The organism is Synergistaceae bacterium, from assembly GCA_031272035.1.
Classification (GTDB): Bacteria; Synergistota; Synergistia; order Synergistales; family Aminobacteriaceae; genus JAISSA01.
Genome location: JAISUO010000119.1, coordinates 1 through 18,067 on the forward strand (window position 1 = coordinate 1; position 18,067 = coordinate 18,067).

An 18,067-nucleotide genomic window follows, 5' to 3' on the forward strand; every position below is an offset into this window, starting at 1 on the left:
CTCAATCAGGGAAGCGATTCGCCTGTCTTTCGGTTTTCCCACCGCGAGCACGGCGATTTTCATGGTTTCTTTCCTCCCCTGTTCTTCGTCTTCAGACACGACCCGGACACGACCTCCACTCCATCGCGATTATAGCAGATGAAATCATGACAAAATGGGTCATCGTCAGATCTGCTGAAGCTCTTCCTGCATCGCAAACTGAACGTAAGGCATTCCTTTTCCTGTATATCCGCCAGACATTGGAACCATCGTAAGTCACTCTTGCAATATTTTATTATTATTCAGAAGGCACAATCCATACGGACATTTGATTTACCGGCAATTTAGTGGCAAAATAGCGGCAAAAGAAACAGCCTGAGGTGGAAAAAATGCCGTTTAATCCGAACTATACTATTACATCGAAGATAGCCTCAGTTCTGATGAGAATCGAGGCGCTGAAGGAAACGGTCAATAATTTGCCAATTACTCCCCGCGTTCTGAAAACGCTGCGTGATACGGCGCGTCTAAAATCAACGCATTATTCGACACAGATAGAGGGAAACCGCCTGACCGAAAAGGAGGTGGCGCTGGTTCTTTCGGGAAAAGAGAGCGTCTCCGGGCGTGTTCGGGACGAAGTGGAAATAAAAGGTTATTACGCCGCTATGGAATGGTGCGAAAAAAATATCCAACGGCCCTTGACCGAAACCGCCATAAAGACAATTCACGCGCTTGTCTCAGGCGACGGACGCAAACGCGTGAAACCCTCACCGTACAGAGAAGGCCAAAACGTCATACGGAACAGCGTGAGTGGGGGAATCGTTTACATGCCCCCCGAAGCGAAAGATGTCCCTTCGCTTATGAAAGAACTTGTGGAGTGGTTGAACACCTCTAACGCGCCCGTTCCGATTTCCGCCGCCGTCGCTCATTATCAGTTCGCAACGATACACCCATATTATGACGGCAACGGAAGAACCGCTCGTCTGCTCACGACACTCGTACTGCATAAAGGCGGATATGGCTTGAAGGGCGTTTATTCTCTTGAAGAATATTATGCCCGCGATTTACCGGCGTACTATGAAGCCATAAGCAGAGGCGAACATCACAACTGCTACTTCGGACGCGTCGAAGCGGATATAACTCCCTGGTTGGAGTATTTCATCGTCGGTATGCTGGACAGTTTCGAGCATGTAAAGAAAGCCGCTCAGGAAGAAACGGGAGAGGATAAATCGGCGGCACTTCGCTCCCTGTCGCCCAAACAGCGGAAATTGCTCGTTTTGTTCAACGACGCCGATACTGTCACAGCCCGAGACGTGGAAGGATTGTTCGGATTCAGTCCACGCTCCGCGCGTCTGCTCTGTCAACAGATGGTTGAAGAAGGATTTCTTATCGCCGTCAATCCCTCGGACAAGGCGAGACGCTATGGTTTGGCCGAGAAATATATCGGGATTTGAGGAAGCCGCGCCAGTCCGTATGTCCCAATCACAGACGAACAACACAAAGGCAAACGCCTTGTTGACAAAATATTACTTTTTAGATAAGATTCCTTGTTATCGAAGTGATGATTTGTGTTCGTGTTTATACATTTTTCGAGGAAAGGGGATTCATTGATGTTCGGGTTTAATGCGTTGACGGCCAGGCAGTTTGTTATGAGCATGATGATGCGCATGAACGACGGATCCCCTCCTGGAGCGACCGGCGTTTAAGTCGGTTTGTGCGCTCGAGCGACGGGGGTCCCTGACGGGATCCCTTTTTTATTGGCAAATTTTAAATCTATTGATTCCTGTTGAGGAGGAAAGAGAATGAGCAAAAAACCACTGCATTTCGAAACACTGGCGATTCACGGAGGACAGACTCCCGATCCGACCACGCTGTCGAGAGGTTTGCCGATCGTGAGGTCGAGCTCCTTCGTATTCAAAAGCGTGAAGCACGGAGCCGACCTTTTCGGGCTGAGGGAGTTGGGCAATATCTACAGCCGGCTGGGAAACCCCACGGTGGACGTCCTTGAACAGCGCATAAGCCTTTTGGAGGGAGGAGCCGCCAGTGTGGCCACCGCTTCCGGAACCAGCGCGATCCACTACGCCATCGTGGCGCTGGCCCAAGCCGGGGATGAAATCGTCTCCGGAACCAACCTCTACGGCGGAACCTATACCATGTTCGACGCCATCTTTCCTCAGTTCGGCCTGAAGGTCAACTTTGTGGACGCGCGCAACCCGAAAAACTTCAAAAAAGCCATCACCGCAAAAACCAAAGCGGTTTACATCGAGACAATCGGCAACCCCGCTCTTGACGTCACCGATGTGGAGGCCGTCGCGCAAATCGCTCACGAGGCGGAAATTCCCCTGATCGTCGATGGAACCTTCACTACACCCTACCTTCTGCGCTCCATCGATTACGGAGCGGACATCGTCATCAACTCCCTGACGAAATGGATCGGCGGCCACGGAACCGCCATTGGAGGCATCCTCACGGACTCCGGAAAATTCCCCTGGAAGGGCAACAAAAAATTCCCGCTTCTCAACGAGCCCGACCCCAACTATCACGGACTGCGCTGGGCTCACGATCTGCCCGAAGCCCTCTCCCCCGCCGCCTTCGCCCTGCGGGTGCGCACCGTTCCCCTGCGCAACCTGGGAGCCTGCCTGTCGCCGGACAACGCCTGGATGTTCCTGCAGGGCCTGGAATCCCTTCCCTTCAGAATGGACCGTCACGTGGAAAACGCCGCGAAGGTGGCGGAGTACCTGGAGGGCCACTCGAAGGTGGCCTGGGTCCGCTTCCCCGGCCTGAAAAACGACCCCACCTATCCCACCGCGTCGAAATATCTCAAAAAGGGCTTCGGCGGCATGGTCGTGTTTGGCGTCAAAGGCGGCGTGGAGGCCGGAGCGAAGTTCATCGAGGCGCTGGAGCTCTTCAGCCATCTGGCCAACGTGGGCGACGCGAAATCTCTGGCCCTTCATCCCGCCAGCACCTCCCACAGTCAGCTCACGGAGGAACAGCAGAGGGCCGGAGGTCTGCCTCCCGAACTGGTGCGGCTCTCCATCGGCATCGAGCACATCGACGACATTCTGGCCGACATTGAGCAGGCCCTGGCAAAGGCCTAGGGTTGCGCAAAATGGACCGTCCCCGCAAACCGATGCCGAAAAAGCCTGTTTTCAGGGCAAAAGAGGAATTTTGAGCCGCCATGCCTGAGCGATTCGGTTCCGTAACACTGCCGGAACTTTCCCTGCATTCGGGAAAAACGCTGCAGAACGTGCGCGTGGCGTATTCCATCAACGGAACGCCGCGCGCCGACGGGTCCAACGTGGTGGTGATCTGTCACGCTCTGACGGGAAGCCATCATGTGGCGGGAGAAGAGGTTTCCTGCCTTCCGGAAGCCTGGTGGGACGATCTGATGCGTCCGGGCAAAATTCTGGACACGGAAAAGCTGTGCGTCATCTGCTGCAACAACCTTTGCAGTCCCTACGGAAGCTCCGCGCCCACCGACATCGAGCCCGGAACACGACGGCCCTGGGGGATGCGCTTTCCCCTCGTGGACCCCCGGGACGTGGCCTGTTCACAGAAAATGGCGCTGGACGCGCTGGGCATTCACCGGATCGGAGGCGTCATCGGCGGCTCCCTGGGGGGGATGATCGCGCTTGAATGGACGACGCAGTTCGCGTCCTGCCTGGACTTCGGCGTGGTCATCGCGGCGCCTCTGCGTCTCTACCCTCAGGCCATCGCCTTCAACGGGGTTCAGCGCCACGCCATCACCTCGGACCCCGAATGGATGGAGGGGGATTATCACCCGGAACGGGGGCCGAACAACGGGCTCTTCAACGCGCGGATGCTGGCGATGATCACCTATCGCAACGAAAAATCCTTCATCAAAAGGCACATGAGAGCGGCGGAAAACGTGGACGAATGGGGTGGGCACTTCGACGTGGAAAATTATCTGATGCACCACGGGGAACTCCTGACGAAGCGTTTCGACGCGAACTGTTATCTCTATCTCACCCGCATGATGGACCTGCACGACGTGGGCAGAGGGTATTCCGACGCGGAGGCGGCCCTGGAAAGCATGAGAAAAAAACCCTTTCTGGCGGTGGGGATCAACAGCGACATTCTCTTTCCGCCCTGGCAGGTTCAGGAACTGGCGGAAACGGCCCGGGACGCGGGCGTCCATGCGACCTACAGGGAAATCCGCAGCGACGTGGGACACGACGCCTTTCTTGTGGAGTTCGACCAGATCTCTGAAATTCTGGCGACGTTTTTCGATTCTATCGATTTTCCGAAAAAGACAAATAAAAACCAGAGTGCGTGAAATGAGCGCACTCTGATTCATTCTGATTATTCTGTTCCTTCTGTTCTTTCATTCGCTGTTCTTTCATTCGCGCGCCCGCGCCCGTTCATTTAACAGGCTCAGGAAAATCCGGAGTCAGGAGTCTGCTGTAATAACTTCCCGCTCCGTAAAGGGCCGCCGCCGGATTGTGACACAGCACCCTGTCCTTCACGATCAGATACGTCACCGGCGCCTTCGAATGTTTGATGAAAAGGCTGTCATGCCCCACGCACAGCCCCATAATGATGTTGAGCTCCGTTTGCGCCTCGTTCAGCAGCTCCGCCTGCAAAATGGGATTGCACATGGATTCATGCCCTCCCGGAACCAGTTTCTGCTCTTCCTTCAGGCCGATCACCGTCTTATCCACCGCTCCCACCTTGCAGGCCACGCCCATAATATCGATGCCCTTCGCCTTCGCCGCCCTGGCAAACTGGTTGCACTCCTTCAAAAGCCCCGCGCAGGTCGCAACGCCCACTTTTTTGTACCCCATATTTCTGATGAAGAGCAGCGTTTCCTCGACCCGGGTGGCCTTGCCGTAGTATCGGCACTCGATGTCCGCCGAGGTCGCCGACATTTTTTTCTCCTCGGGATTTCTGAGATAACGTTTGGTCACCTTTTCCACCGTTTCCGGAGAAGTGTGCGTCGTCAGGCAGAAGTCGGGAAAGGACGCCTTCAAATTCGCGCAATTTCCAACAGTGCAGTTTGCGCAACTTAACGAATGTACATCGGCCACGATCCTGTACCCCTCTTTTTATGAAAATAAACTTGAAATCTCATATTAACACAAATTGCGGGAAGCGACGCCGAACCGAGGGTTTGCGAGGCAGCGCCGGCCATCTTTATAAGCCGGCCCTCTTTATAATCAGAATGTCAGTGAGCGTTTTTTCTGACGACCCAGTTGCCGAAAAGCTGAATGACGTTCACCAGGAGAACCAGGGTCAGAACCGTTACATACGTCACGTCCAGCTGATTTCTCTGATGTCCGTAGCGTATCGCGAAATCTCCCATCCCGCCCGCCCCCACGGCGCCCGCCATGGCGCTGAGGCCGATCAGGTTGATGGCCGTGATGGTGGTTCCCCGGGCGATTCCCGCAAGACTCTCCTTCAGATAAACGCGGAAAATTATTTCCAGAGGGCCGGACCCCATGGACTGAGCCGCCTCCACGACCCCGCGGTCCACCTCCGCCAGAGCGGCCTCGATCTGACGGGTAAAAAAGGGCGTCGTCCCGAACACCAGAGGCACGATCGCGCCCCTGACACCGATGGCCGTCCCCATGATCAGACGCGTCAGGGGAATCAGCCCCGCAAGCAGGATAATAAAGGGTACCGAACGGAAAAAGTTCACAATTTTATCAAGGGCCTGATAAAGCGTTTTGTGCTCCAGAATGCCCCCTTTTTTGGTCACCGTCACCACAATGCCGAGAAAAAGCCCCAGCACGAAGGCTAAAATCCCCGAACAGCTCACCATCGTCAGCGTTTCCAGAATGGACCGGAAAAACACGGGCCACTTCGTCATCATATTGGGCATCACAGCGTTCAAAAAAATCAGGCGCTCTTCCCACATTCTTTCAGCACCTCCACTCCCACGTTTTTTCCCCGCAGAAACGCAAGGGCCTCCCGGATGTTCTCCGGCTCGCCGCTTACGATAAGAATCAGCCCGCCCACGGGGGCGTCTCCCAAAAATTCGATGTCTCCAAAAATGATGTTGGCGTCAATTTCAAATCGCCTCGACACCGTGGACACCAGGGCCTCGGAGACGTTTTTTTCCAGATATTTCAGCCGGACGATGCACTCGCCCGGCTTCAGCCGGACCAGAGGCGAGTCCTCGGCAATAAGAGCATGAATTTTAGAAAGGTTTGAAGTCGTGTCGATAAAGTCGCGGGTGATCTGCTGTTTGGGAGCCGCGAACACCGAAAACACATCGCCCTCTTCCACGATGCGCCCGTTCTCCATAATCGCCACCCGACCGCATATTTCCCGGACCACCTGCATCTCATGGGTGATGACCACAAGGGTGAGCCCCAGTTTCACGTTCAAATCCTTCAAAAGTTTCAATATGGAAAGAGTCGTCTGAGGATCCAGAGAACTGGTCGCCTCGTCGCAGAGCAGAATCCCCGGGTCGTTGGCCAGCGCCCTGGCGATGGCGACGCGCTGTTTCTGCCCTCCGCTGAGCTGGGAGGGATAGGCCCGCTCCTTGTCCTCCAGCCCCACGAGGTTCAGCAGAGCCTTCACCTTCTCCTCCGTTTCTCTCCGGCTGAGGCCGCTGTATTTCAGGGGATAAGCGACGTTTTGCGCCACCGTCCGCGAGGCGAAGAGGTTGAACTGCTGAAAAATCATGCCGATCTTTTTGCGGGCCTTTCGCAGCTCCTTTTCAGGGAGGGCCGTGAGCTCCCGTCCATCCACAAAAACTTTTCCGCCGTCGGGACGCTCCAGCAGGTTGATGCAGCGCACCAGCGTCGATTTCCCCGCTCCGGAGAAACCTATAATGCCAAACACCTCTCCCCGCTCTACCTTCAAACTGACTTCTTTGACGGCCTCGATGGCGTTTCCCCCGTTTTCAAAGGCCTTGGCGACATTTTCCAGGACGATCATTCAGAGTGACTTCCCTGCGTAATGATAATTTTTGTTAAACACATATTATTTTTATATGTTTTAGGGATAATACCGCATCGTTCCCGTCCTGTCAATATGCAGGGGACTCCGCTGTATAATTGGTACGTCATGAAATTTACACAGATTACAGGGGGGGAGAAATAATCATGGAAAAAATCAGACTGGGAAAAACGGAGCTTCAGGTCAGCAGAGTCGCCCTCGGCGGCATACCCATCATGCGCGTGCCCAAAGAAGAGGCGGTGGCGCTGGTTCGCAAAACGCTGGACCTTGGAATAAACTTCATCGATACGGCCCACGTTTATCACGACAGCGAGGAAAAAATCGGAGAGGGGATAAAGGGCGTCCGGCGTGAAGACCTCGTCATCGCCTCCAAATCCCCCGGCGACGACAGAAAAAAATTCGACGAGGATCTGGATTTGAGCCTGAAACGGCTGGGCGTGGATTACATCGACATTTATCAGCTCCATAACATCGGTTCGGAGGCCCGACGCGACGCGGTATTCGCTCCGGGAGGCGCTTTTGAGGGCCTGCAGGCCGCCATCAAAGCCGGAAAAGTGCGGTTTCCGGCCTTCTCCAGCCACAACATTCCCCTTGCCATGGAGATCATGCGAGGGGGAAAATTCGACGTGGTGCAGATTCCCTTCAACTACATCGACAATAACGCGGAAAAAGAGGCCATCCCTCTGGCGAAGGAGCTGGATATGGGATTTATCGCCATGAAACCCATGGGGGGCGGGCTTCTGGATGACGCGGGGCTTTCCTTCCGCTATCTCATGCAGTTCGACAATATCGTCCCCGACCCAGGCATCGAAAAAATCGAGGAAATTCGTGAAATTATATCCATTGTGGAAAAAAAGCAGGGCCTGACCTCTCAGGACAGGGAAAAAATCGAAAAACTCCGGGCCGAGTTCGGGCCCTCCTGGTGTCACCGCTGCGACTACTGCCAGCCCTGTCCTCAGGGGATTCCCATCAGCGGGGTTTTGAGCGCGAAAAGCGGCCTGAAGCGATTCACCCCGGAGCGTGCCCAATCGATGGTGGGAACGGCTGTGGAGAAGGCCCGAAACTGCGTCGAATGCGGCGTCTGCATGACTCGCTGTCCCTACCACCTCGAAATTCCAAAACTTCTGAAGGACAACATCGCTTATTGGGACAGCCTGATGAAAGCATAAGCGACGACGCAAAAAGGTCGTTTCTTTGAGCCTGAGTTATGAGAATTATGGTAGAATAATTCCGTTTTTAATCAAACCTAAACGAATTCAAGGTTCATTTTCAGGAAGGGGTTGTATTTTAGTGAAGAAGACAGTGTTGTTGTTGGTGCTTGTTGCAGTGATCTGCGTCGCGGTTCCCGCGAGCGCCTGGGATCCGGCGAAGCAGAAGAATCTTGGGCAGGATCACGTGAAGATGCAGTGGTACATATTGGACTATGGCATTCAGGACGCCCTCCCCTATGCCGTAACGCGCAAATATTATACAAATGAGGCCATCAAGAAAGAAACCATCGATTTACTGATGTCCAAGTACTCCCTTTCCCCGGAACTGGCCGGCAGCCTTTACTTCACCGAGTACGGCTACGAATACACGAAAGACGGCAAGCTGTTCGCCGTGACCTACCTGCGGCACTACGACATGCTGGGCAACGAGATTTACGGAACCGTGTTCGACGGGTCCTCCGATGCCGTTCAGCGGACCTTTGTGGCCGTCGATCCCAAGTCCGCGGCGGGTAAGGCCTATCCTCTGGCGGTCGGCAAAACCCAGCCCGCCCCCAAGGCTCCCGCAAAGAAGGCGGCTCCCAAAAAGAAGTAATTTTTTTCCATAATATTTTCAGGACATCAAAAAAGGCCGCTTCCGTTTGGGGGGCGGCCTTTTTCGTTATTGCTCGATTTGAAAAAAAGACTACTGGAGCAGGCTGAGGACGGACTGAGGAAGCTGGTTCGCCTGGGCCAGCATTGCCGTGCCGGACTGCATCAGGATCTGCAGGCGGGTGAAGTTCATCATCTCCTCCGACATATCCACGTCGCGGATGCGGCTCTCGGCGTCGGTCAGGTTCGTGGCCGTGGTCGTAAGGTTCGACACGGTGTGCTCAAGGGCGTTCTGGTACGCGCCGATCTTCGCACGCTGCAGGGAGACCTTGTTGATGGCGCTGTCCAGTTTGGTGATGGCGCGGCTCGCGGACTCGCGGTCCGTGACGATGATGCCCGTTACGCCCAACGCGTCCGCCGACATGTTGCCGATGTCGATGGCCAGATCCTCGCCGGCGTTGGCTCCCACCTGGTAAACGGTGCTGTTGTCCACAAGGTGCAGGATCGTCTCGTAGGGCTCGGAGCTTGCCGTGAAGGTAAAGGACTTCGTGGCGTCGTTCCACACGGCCTTGATGCCCGCCAGGGAGTCGAACTCCACGTCCACGTTGGGATGGATGACCCCAACCATCAGGTTGCCCGACAGCTTCACGTCGCTGGCGATGATGGACCCCGTGTGGGCGTCGTAGACGGAAACGGTGTAGGAGCTTTCCTTGGCTTCGCTGATGACGTTCAGGGACAGGGCGTTGATGAGGTCCTCATCCCCGGAGAAGTTCAGCTTGCCCGCCTCGCCGGCCACCAGAGAGCGGATGACGAAGGTGCCCGCCACGGACTCGGCGGTGTTGGCGGTGGGGTCCTCCACGAAGCTCACGAAGTGGGTGGCTCCGGAGGAGGCGTACTTGCTCTGCCCCAGGCCGGTGGCGATGGCGTCGTTCAGCTTCTGGCGCAGCCCCTCCAGCGTGTCGGTGGAGTAGAGGGTCACGCTGGTGCTGGTGCCGTCGCCCTGGGTGATGGTGATGGTCTGGGGATCGTTCAGCATGAAGACACCCTGGGAGTCCCAGAACTTGTTGATGTCCCGCAGGGCCACGTCGCTCTTGGCCGTCTGACCCAGGTACGCCGCCTCGAAGGTGGCCATGGTCGTGTTGGTCGTGGGCGCTGTGAAATTGCTGTCCAGCGTCATGACGATGTTGCCCTCGTAGACCGTCCCGTTTTCCGTGTTGAGGTAGAAGTTGCGGAAATGGATCTCCTTGCCCGCCACGGACGTCGAGTCGACGGCGAAATGCAAAGGAAACTCCGTAACCCCGTAGGTCAGGTTCGAGGAGTTCTGAACACCGGGGGATCCCCCGGCGGCGCCGGTCAGGTTCATGTCCGCCCACTTGTCGGGCCAGTCCTCGTTCTGCACACCGGTGATCTTGAACACGGTGTCGGTGGTGCCGCCTGAAGTTCCCGTGGTGGAGGCTACGACGTTGTAAACCGCCTTGTCCCCCACGGCGTAGGCCATCTTGCCCGCGGCAGTCCCCGTGCCTATCGAGGTGTCAAAGCTGTCCTCGTCAATGTAAACCGCAAAGTCGAAGCCCAGCTTGCTGGTTCCATTGTTGGTCAGGAACGACGTGACGCCGGGGTCAGACAAAGAAGTGGAGGCCACCCCGAGAGTCCCCGCCGTGATGATGATGTTGTCCTGGACGTGGGTTTCGACCGTTCCATCCGCATTGAGCACGGAGGCCGTGGCCTTGAAGGTGACGCTCTTGGCCGTGGCGTCCACGTTGGTGACCTCCACCAGAATGCTGGCGTTGACGTCCGACGAGATTGCCGCGAAAGCGTTATATGCTAATCCCGGTATGTCTGCAGGCTGGATTCCCTGGGTGCTGTAGTACCCAACAAGGTGCGTGTTGCTGAGTGACGGATTGTACGCGTTTGTCCACAGGTCGGCAGCAGTGCTGTCCGAGTAGCTGTTGGTGTTGCCCGTGACCTTGTAGGTGCCCGCCGGGACGTTGTCCACTCGCACGGCCTGAACGCCGGCCTGGTTGTTGACGCTGACGTCCATGATGACGTTTTGGTGCTTGATGGTGAAGATGTCGCTCTTCTGAACCTGGGCCTGCCCCAGCTGGGTGGCGTTGGCCGAGACGGAGATTTTGAAGTTGCCCTCAAAGGCCGCCTTCTGCCCGAACTGGTCCACCTCACGCAGAGAGCCGTTGACGTAGGCCTTCGTCGAAAGGTCGCTGGAAGACCACAGAGCCGCGGAGCTTCCGTCCAGCAGGCGCTTCTTGTTGAACTGCGTGGCCGTGGCGATACGGCTGATCTCGTCCTTCAACTGGTCGATTTCAAGCTGAATGTACTGCCGGTCCTGCGTGGTCAAAGTGTCGTTGGCCGCCTGAACCGCCAGTTCTCTCATACGCTGGAGGATGCTGTGGGTCTCCGACAGAGCTCCCTCCGCCGTCTGAAGCATGGAAACGCCGTCCTGCGCGTTGCGAACCGCCATGTTCAGGCCGCTGATCTGGGCGCGCATCTTTTCGGAAATGGCAAGGCCCGCCGCGTCGTCCGCCGCGGAATTGATTCTCAACCCCGTGGACAGCGACTGAATGGACTTCTGCAACGCGTTGTTCGTCTGACTGAGCGCATTATACGCATAAAGAGCCGGAATATTGTGATAAATTCTCATAGTATAGTAACCTCCTGTATACGAGGCATCCTACCTCGCGATCAAAAAAATCTCTCCTTCGACCATCCTGGTCCCCACGCGCGTTTGTTGCCAGTGAATATGCCGCACGCTGTCCGCCGGCATTGAAAACGGGATTTTCTAAATCTTTGCCTGCACCACATCCTTCAACCAAAAATTTACGATTTGCATCCTTTCAAACCGCACGCTCACGTAAAAATTTTCAAGCCTCCGCTCCATCGGAGGAAAATCTGCAAAATCCGCTTCGTAACGCTGTCTTCGCGTTTTTTCAGAAGAAGAGAGAATCTTCACTCTTCGTCATCCGTCTTATCAGTTTTATCGGCTTTTTCTGTTTTTTCTTTATCCACTTTCGTCGTTTTTTTGGGGCGCACCGTCTTCAGCTTCGAGAGTTTCGAGAAAGTGGACACAGGCAGCTGCGGCGCGGTGACCGTTCTTTTCGAGGACTCGGCGGCGGCCAGGGCCGCTTTTCTGTTTTCCTCCACGATGGCGTCCCATAGCTCCTTGCGCCATATCTGTGTCTTTTGGGGGGCGCTGATGCCGAGACGCACAACGTCGCCTCTCACGTCGACAACGGTGACCTGGATGTCCTCCCCGATTTGAATCGACTCGTTCAGGCGACGACTGAGCACCAACATTTCACACGCCCTCTTTCATGGTGGCTGAAAGTTTCATGTTCTCTCGCACATCCTCCGGAAAAACAGGGCAGCGAATGGGATATTCCTCGTTCAGCGCAATCACCTGAACGGCCCTCCGGCTCTTCAGGTTCACAAGAATGGGGGCTCTCAGGTTGGCCGTGGTGTCCCAGGGCGCCGACTCCGGAATCGAAACGACGATCAGGAGCACCAGATCTCCCACGTTTCGGGACCCCACAAGGTCCAGGTCGTCCTCCGGAATTTTGGCGTTGTAGTCGGCCATGACCGCGTCCGGAGTCGTCACGGGAAGAGCCAGATCTCCGTCGTCAACGCTTTGCAGCCACTTGATGGCATTGTCCTCTTCTCCCGCCAGAATCCAGCTGAGATTCTTCTCAAACGCGGGAATCCCCCGGGGAAAGAAAAGAACGTCCTCCTCCGAATATGAAATCTCCCCAAAACGCGAGGTACTTACTGTCGTGACCGTTTGCGACATATTCAACTTCGCCTTTCTTAATATCAGCGTAAAAAGTCCAGCAGCGTCGGCTGCACAATCTGGGCGATGACCCCAAGGGTTGCCTGATAAAGGGTCTGAGCCAGCATCAATTCCGTCGTTATCTGCGTAATGTCCACCTTCGCCAGGTTCTGGTAGGTTTCACTCAGGGTGATCTCATCCAGCTCCATGCGTTCTATATTGCTCTCATACCTTACCTGCAGAGCGCCGTTGGTGGACTGTATCCTCAGCAGGCTGTCGAGAAAACTGTCGATCTGGGGCAGCAGTTTGTCCAGAAGTCCGTCTCGGTTCTCCGACCGGATGGCCGCCGCGATGTTGTCGAGAACGCCAAAAAAGTTCTGCTTCGTCACGTTGGACCCCGACCGGGTGGTGACGTTCTGCATGTAGTTGCTGTTGGTCGGTGAAACGCGGTCCGGGATGCTGGCGTTGTTGTTGAGGGGATTGTCGAGATCGTAGCCGCCCCGATACTGGTTGGTCGTCGCCGCTGTGCCCGTAAAGAAGTTTGAAACGTCCGTGGCGGCGGGAGCGTTGGGGCCTCCAATCTCGATTCTGTAGCCCCTTGGAGACCAGAGAACGAACATTCCGTCCTCGTTGAGCTCCGCCTTCACGTCGTAGTCCTGCATCCGGGAGTTGATGGTGGCCACCAGGTCCTCCGCGTCCATCACGCCGTTGTTGTTGATGTCCCGCATGGAGGTCAGGTCGATGGTGTGGGTGTACCCGTCCACGGTGATGCTGAAGGTCAGCCCCGTCGATGGAGTTCCCACGGGGATGTTCCATACCGTCAGATCCAGATCCCCGTTGACGTCGAAAAAGGTTTTATCGCCCTGGATGCCCGTCTCCATCATGAGCTTGTCCTGAGCCACCGTGCCCGTGACGTCGATGACGTTCACCGCCGAGCCGTCTTTGGCCGCGATGGCGACGATGGGGTTGTCCCCCTGCTGTCCGTTGATCGAGCCCATTCTCGGGTCGAAGTAGTTGACGTAGAGCCAGTCCCCCGCCTGGTTGCGCAGGCGGTCCATAATGTCCTTGGCCGTGTCGGTGGCCACGACGTCGATCACCACGCTTCGCCCTCCCGTCGTTTCGAAGCGAATGGCCCCGGTCACCCCCATGGGCTCGTCGTCCGTCACCGGAAGCAGACTGGTGATGCCCCCATGAATGCCCATCTGCGCGGCGATACCCGCCGTGTAGGTGTTCCAGTTGGGGTCGGAGATCGGCAGATCCACCACCTCGAAGGGCTCTCCCGTAACGGAAACCAGAGAGGCGGAGTCCGGCAGGGCCTTTCCATTGGCGTCCACGGGAATGACGACCTTCAGCATCTCGTATCCCGCCTGGGCGTTGGTCTGGTCCGCTATCTGCTGCATGACCTTGACGCGGCTGATGGTGCCGTCGGCGTTCTTTATCTCACTGGGAACCAGCCGGATGTCGAAGGCCATTCCGCAGGTTTTCTGCACCCGAACCATCGCCGGCAGGTTGTCGTCCACGCAGGGGGCCCCCGGCAGGACAATGTTGTCCACGCCCATGTCAGGATCCGTGCGAAGGGCCAGAGAAAGGCCCATTTCCTCGGCGTAGCGGCTTGCGTTCATATCCATGAAGACGACGGGCTGACCCTCCGTGCTGCGAATCACCAGACGGCTGGTGGCCTCCTCAAAGTTGTAACTCGTCCCCAGACCGTCCTCCGTGTCGTCCATGTTCAGCTGACTGGTCCGGGAAACGTCCACCGTGACCTCCAGCCACCCCGCGCCGGCGTTTTTCAGCCGGTCGGCCAGCTGCTCCATGGTGTACTGTCCGGGAGGCAGCTTGATGTCGAAGACTCTGGAGCCGCTCATGACGCGCCAGTGCAGCTCGCTGGTGACGTTGAGCGTCTGCCCCTGCTTGAACTGCACGCTTTTCAGGGCGGTCTCCATGCCCAGGTAATCGAACACGTCCATATGGCTGTGATCCACCTGGCGGGTTTCCGCTTCCGACGCGATTTCCCCCGTCACCACGCCCGTATTGGGGTCCGTGGAGGTGGTGAAGTCGAACAGCACGAGAGCCTCTCCCTCGCCCCGAATGATCAGAGAGGGATAGTGGACGTTCTCCGTGGCGGCGTCCACGTCCAGCGGGTCCTCGGGCAGGTTCCCGATCCTCTGCGCCACGACCACGAGCTGATCCCCGTCCGCCGAGGTGCGGGCGTAAACGCCCTCAATGGCGTTGATGCGGTCGGCAATCGTCGTCAGATTGTCGCCGGCGTTGATGTAAACCTTTATGGGGTGGTTGTCCCCAATCTGAATCGAAAGAGAGCTGGTGGAGCTGTTGATTCCTCCTGCGTAAGCCGGCCCAAAAAGCTCCGTCATACCCTGGGCCGTGCCCGTTACGGCAATCGTGTCCATGTCGGAATGCAGCACCAGACGCCCCGACTCCACCGCGGCGAAGGGCTCTCCGTTGGACGTCGCGATTTTTGAATTGATGTCGCTCACCAGATCGGTGATGGAGTTGTAATTGCTGAGGGTGAAGTTTTGCGGCGCGCCGCCGCTCAGGCTGATGGAGATCGTCCCGCCGGCCGCCGTGCCCTTCCAACCCAGCGTGCTGACCGACCCCATGAGGCCGTTTCCGGAGGAGGGGTTGGTCGTGCTGTTCCAGTTCGGAATCCCCAAAATCGTCTCTCCGGTCACGGTCTGAGGCATGGCGATGTAATCCGTGGTGGGCCAGCCCGTCACGTAGATCGGCTCTCCCGTCACGCTCTCGAACAGGAGGCGCTGCTGACCGGAATCGTAATTTTTTTCGACTTTGGCCTTCACCAGCATATCGGCGCCCTGCTCCGTCAGAGCGCGATTGACGAGGGTCGCCAGGTCGTCCAGAGAAAGGCCGCTCACCTCGTCCGGGTCCCGGAACTGGTTGTAATCCGTCGGCTTCGTAGTGCCCGTGGTCACCTCGTCAATCCATTCCTCGGGGATAAACACGGACAGCGTCCTGTCTCCCACCGTGATCTGCACTTTTTCCTCCCGGCCCGTCCAGGACCAGTCCAGAGGCACGTACTCGCTGCAGATAAAATAAGAATTGGAGTCGCTGGGCAGAATTTCCGCGCCGGTGAAGGAGACGTCCCCGAGAACGCCCTGTTCAATCATATAGCGCATTCTCTCGTCCGAGCCCGTATAGCGGACGTTGCCGTTGGCGTCCCTTACAAAGGGCGGGGTCGTGGTGTCCGTGCCGCCGAAAAGGTATTTTCCCGCCACCTGCGTGTTCAGCGTATTCAGCAGCTCATCCTCCAGCGCCTCAATCTGCACCGCGATGGCCTCCAGCGCGGTGGCATCCAGACCGCCGTCTCCGGCCTGGATGACCAGAGTCCGGATCTCCTGTACCGTATTGATCGCGCTGTCGATGGCCGTCTCCGACAGTTTCAGCATCGAAATGGCGGTGTTCTGCGTGGCGACATAGGTCTCAGTGGAGGTGATGGTGGACTGCAGGTCCAGCATTTTCGAAATGGCGGCGGGGTTGTCCGAAAGTTTCGAATATACATTCCCCGTGGCAAGCTGCCGCTGCAAATCCAGAAGAGCCTGCAGATTACTCTGCAACGCCCCGGTGAAGGAGCGGTATATCATCGGTGTGCTCACGCGGCTGATCATAACGGCCTCCCTCTCTATCTGCCCACCAGGCCGAATCCGTTGATGATCCGGTCCAGCATCTCGTCGATGGTGGTGACGTAACGCGCCATGGCGTTGTAAGCCGTATTCCACTTCAGAAGGTCCAGCATTTCCTCGTCGATGTTGACGCCCATGACGGCCTGACGCTGCTCGTCGATGTTCGCCACCAGGTTGGACTGGGTTCTGGACATCAGGGCAGCCCGTCCGGCCTCGCTGCCGATCTTCGAAAGATACCCGTTGTAGTATTCTCCAAAACTCGCCGTGCCGCCGGCAAGGAGCTGTCCGTACTGCATCGCCGTCATACGGGCGGCGTTGGAGCCGCTTCCGCTTCCGGCAGACGTTCCGTAAATGGCCCTGCCGCTCGCGTCCAGCTGTCCCATGGCCGCCCCGATGAGGTTCACGTTGCCGGATATGGCGCTGCTGACGCCCAACCGACTGGCCGCGCCCGCTTTGGTTGTCAGCGGTTCGAAAAACGCCGTTCCGGTCGTGTTGAGGGCGTCGCCGATGCCATATCCCGCGTACTGATAGGCGTTGAAGTTGTTGACCAGTTCCCAGGCCAACTCGTCCAGTCCGCCCTTCAGGTCTTGAATCAATCCGTCGCGAATGTCCTCCATGCCCTTGATGGTTCCGTCCTGAACGTGGTGACGGACGGTGATCGCCGTCTGCCCCACGGACTTCAGCTCCAGCCACAGACCTTCGCTGACGGTCTCCAGCGTGCTGGCGGAGTAGTCGTAACGGCTGGTGCTGGAGGGAATGCGCCGCGCCTGGCTGAAGGTGTTGTCGGAGGACAGGTAGCGCACGCCGTTGAAGGTAAAGGAAGCGTCCTCCGCCTTCTGAGAGATGGCCGTCACGTAGCGATACTGGCCGCTGCCCACCTCCACCGTGTTCAGCAGACCGAGACGGAGCAGGGGCTGAATGTTCCCCGACTCGTCCCCCATCAGGGTGATCCGCTGGGCCTCCCCCGGCACGTCGGAGGCAATGGTCAGGTACCAGGACTGATCCGAGGCCTGAGCCAGCGAGGCGTGAACCCACTGCTCCGGCGCCGTCAGTCCGTATTCCTCCTGATATTTTTCGTTGATCTTGTTCCGGATGGTCTCCAGAGAGTCCGTTTCTTCTATGTCGATGGTGATAACGGGGTTGGGGTTGACCATCCCCATTTTCGCCGCCAGATCCCCCTTCACGTCCGCAATGGAGATCAGGTGGTTGTCGGTGGATTTCAGGTAGAACTGCCCGTTGGGGCTGCTTCCCCGTCCCACCTCCAGGGCGCTGGTCCCCGTGGTGGGGAGCACCGTGCCCAGGTAATTCGCAATGTCGCTCACCGTGAAGAAATTGGTCGCGGAAGTGACGGGGGTGGCCGGCGTCACCACCGCGTCGCAGGACATCTCCCACAGTTGGGTCGTATCGTTCCACGCCACCGTGATATTGGCCTCGTAGTCGTCCACGCCAATCCGGAAGGTGTAGGTCTCTCCCGCCGTCCCGGGCCCCAGAATGTCTCCCTCCGTGAAGCCGGCGCCGTTCACGTTGGCCCCCACGTATTTCGACATGACCTGCGTCCCCTGGCTCCCCACCTGAATGCGGAAGGACCCCAGGATGCCGAGGGCGTCCGTGGTGCTGGCCGGCCTCGTCCTCATGTAAACGTAGTCCGATATCATGCCCAGAAGATCGGTGCCGCCGGAAGGCACGGAATACAGGACGGTGTTGACGTCCGACGTCACGGAAAGGGTGTTGCCGTTCACCGAAACGGAGACGTCATCCATAACAGGAGAAACAGACGCGAAGGCGTTTCTCATTTCGTCGGCCAGCTCGCTCAGAACGAGCTCACCGCTTCCATTGTTGTCAATGGGAGAGCCCGTGTAAGTGCCCACCACCGTCCCGCCCGGTCCGGTTATCGTCGCCGTCACCGTCCAGTCGGTTCCGCTTCCCGTTAC

The 18,067-nt window shown here is 57.2% G+C and carries 13 protein-coding genes; 5 read left to right on the forward strand and 8 right to left on the reverse strand.

Annotated elements, in window-relative coordinates:
• Positions 1-368 precede the first annotated feature (368 nt).
• From LBR61_13875 to LBR61_13885, 3 genes are all read left to right on the forward strand, one after another.
• Positions 369-1,430: a Fic family protein gene (locus tag LBR61_13875; protein MDR1733170.1), complete on the forward strand. Its 1,062-nt coding sequence runs from the start codon at positions 369-371 to the stop codon at positions 1,428-1,430.
• Positions 1,431-1,778: 348 nt separating this feature from the next.
• Positions 1,779-3,074 carry an O-acetylhomoserine aminocarboxypropyltransferase/cysteine synthase gene (locus LBR61_13880; protein MDR1733171.1) on the forward strand — a complete coding sequence of 432 codons (1,296 nt, stop codon included), beginning with the start codon at positions 1,779-1,781 and terminating at the stop codon, positions 3,072-3,074.
• An 80-nt stretch (positions 3,075-3,154) separates the two neighbouring features.
• Positions 3,155-4,273 carry a homoserine O-acetyltransferase gene (locus LBR61_13885; protein ID MDR1733172.1) on the forward strand — a complete coding sequence of 373 codons (1,119 nt, stop codon included), beginning with the start codon at positions 3,155-3,157 and terminating at the stop codon, positions 4,271-4,273.
• An 85-nt stretch (positions 4,274-4,358) separates the two neighbouring features.
• Here LBR61_13885 and LBR61_13890 read toward each other — a convergent pair whose 3' ends face one another.
• The 3 genes from LBR61_13890 to LBR61_13900 form a co-directional block, all read right to left on the reverse strand.
• Complete coding sequence (locus LBR61_13890) at positions 4,359-4,967, reverse strand: DUF1847 domain-containing protein (GenBank protein ID MDR1733173.1); 609 nt, start codon at positions 4,965-4,967, stop codon at positions 4,359-4,361.
• Between the two features lie 194 nt (positions 4,968-5,161).
• Positions 5,162-5,854, reverse strand: a complete 693-nt coding sequence (locus LBR61_13895) for an ABC transporter permease (GenBank protein ID MDR1733174.1) — start codon at positions 5,852-5,854, stop codon at positions 5,162-5,164.
• On the reverse strand, positions 5,836-6,882 hold the full coding sequence (locus LBR61_13900; GenBank protein MDR1733175.1) for an ATP-binding cassette domain-containing protein: 1,047 nt from the start codon (positions 6,880-6,882) through the stop codon (positions 5,836-5,838). The genes LBR61_13895 and LBR61_13900 overlap by 19 nt, the downstream gene beginning before the upstream one ends.
• Before the next feature lie 167 nt (positions 6,883-7,049).
• Here LBR61_13900 and LBR61_13905 point away from each other — a divergent pair, with 167 nt between their 5' ends.
• Positions 7,050-8,072, forward strand: a complete 1,023-nt coding sequence (locus LBR61_13905) for an aldo/keto reductase (protein ID MDR1733176.1) — start codon at positions 7,050-7,052, stop codon at positions 8,070-8,072.
• A gap of 121 nt (positions 8,073-8,193) precedes the next feature.
• Positions 8,194-8,706 (forward strand): hypothetical protein, encoded by a 513-nt coding sequence (locus tag LBR61_13910; GenBank protein ID MDR1733177.1) that lies wholly within the window; start codon positions 8,194-8,196, stop codon positions 8,704-8,706.
• A gap of 90 nt (positions 8,707-8,796) precedes the next feature.
• On the opposite strand, the gene LBR61_13915 is transcribed toward LBR61_13910, so the two are convergent.
• The 5 genes from LBR61_13915 to LBR61_13935 form a co-directional block, all read right to left on the reverse strand.
• The gene (locus tag LBR61_13915) at positions 8,797-11,358 is read right to left on the reverse strand and encodes a flagellin (GenBank protein MDR1733178.1); all 2,562 of its coding nucleotides are present in this window, start codon (positions 11,356-11,358) and stop codon (positions 8,797-8,799) included.
• A gap of 305 nt (positions 11,359-11,663) precedes the next feature.
• Positions 11,664-12,011, reverse strand: a complete 348-nt coding sequence (gene csrA, locus LBR61_13920; GenBank protein MDR1733179.1) for a carbon storage regulator CsrA — start codon at positions 12,009-12,011, stop codon at positions 11,664-11,666.
• Between the two features lies 1 nt (position 12,012).
• A complete protein-coding gene (gene fliW / locus LBR61_13925; GenBank protein MDR1733180.1) occupies positions 12,013-12,501 on the reverse strand; it encodes a flagellar assembly protein FliW in 489 nt (162 codons plus the stop codon).
• Positions 12,502-12,524: 23 nt separating this feature from the next.
• Positions 12,525-16,121, reverse strand: a complete 3,597-nt coding sequence (gene flgL, locus LBR61_13930) for a flagellar hook-associated protein FlgL (protein ID MDR1733181.1) — start codon at positions 16,119-16,121, stop codon at positions 12,525-12,527.
• A gap of 14 nt (positions 16,122-16,135) precedes the next feature.
• Positions 16,136-18,067, reverse strand: a 1,932-nt coding sequence (locus LBR61_13935) for a hypothetical protein (GenBank protein MDR1733182.1), incomplete at its 5' end; no start/stop codon positions are given.

What these genes read in the sequence shown, in the direction of transcription:
- flgL (MDR1733181.1), bottom strand. Translation starts at nt 16,121, where the DNA reads ATGATCAGCCGCGTGAGCACACCGATGATATACCGCTCCTTCACCGGG.
- LBR61_13895 (MDR1733174.1), bottom strand. Translation starts at nt 5,854, where the DNA reads ATGTGGGAAGAGCGCCTGATTTTTTTGAACGCTGTGATGCCCAATATG.
- csrA (MDR1733179.1), bottom strand. Translation starts at nt 12,011, where the DNA reads ATGTTGGTGCTCAGTCGTCGCCTGAACGAGTCGATTCAAATCGGGGAG.
- fliW (MDR1733180.1), bottom strand. Translation starts at nt 12,501, where the DNA reads ATGTCGCAAACGGTCACGACAGTAAGTACCTCGCGTTTTGGGGAGATT.
- LBR61_13875 (MDR1733170.1), top strand. Translation starts at nt 369, where the DNA reads ATGCCGTTTAATCCGAACTATACTATTACATCGAAGATAGCCTCAGTT.
- LBR61_13885 (MDR1733172.1), top strand. Translation starts at nt 3,155, where the DNA reads ATGCCTGAGCGATTCGGTTCCGTAACACTGCCGGAACTTTCCCTGCAT.
- LBR61_13900 (MDR1733175.1), bottom strand. Translation starts at nt 6,882, where the DNA reads ATGATCGTCCTGGAAAATGTCGCCAAGGCCTTTGAAAACGGGGGAAAC.
- LBR61_13905 (MDR1733176.1), top strand. Translation starts at nt 7,050, where the DNA reads ATGGAAAAAATCAGACTGGGAAAAACGGAGCTTCAGGTCAGCAGAGTC.
- LBR61_13880 (MDR1733171.1), top strand. Translation starts at nt 1,779, where the DNA reads ATGAGCAAAAAACCACTGCATTTCGAAACACTGGCGATTCACGGAGGA.
- LBR61_13915 (MDR1733178.1), bottom strand. Translation starts at nt 11,358, where the DNA reads ATGAGAATTTATCACAATATTCCGGCTCTTTATGCGTATAATGCGCTC.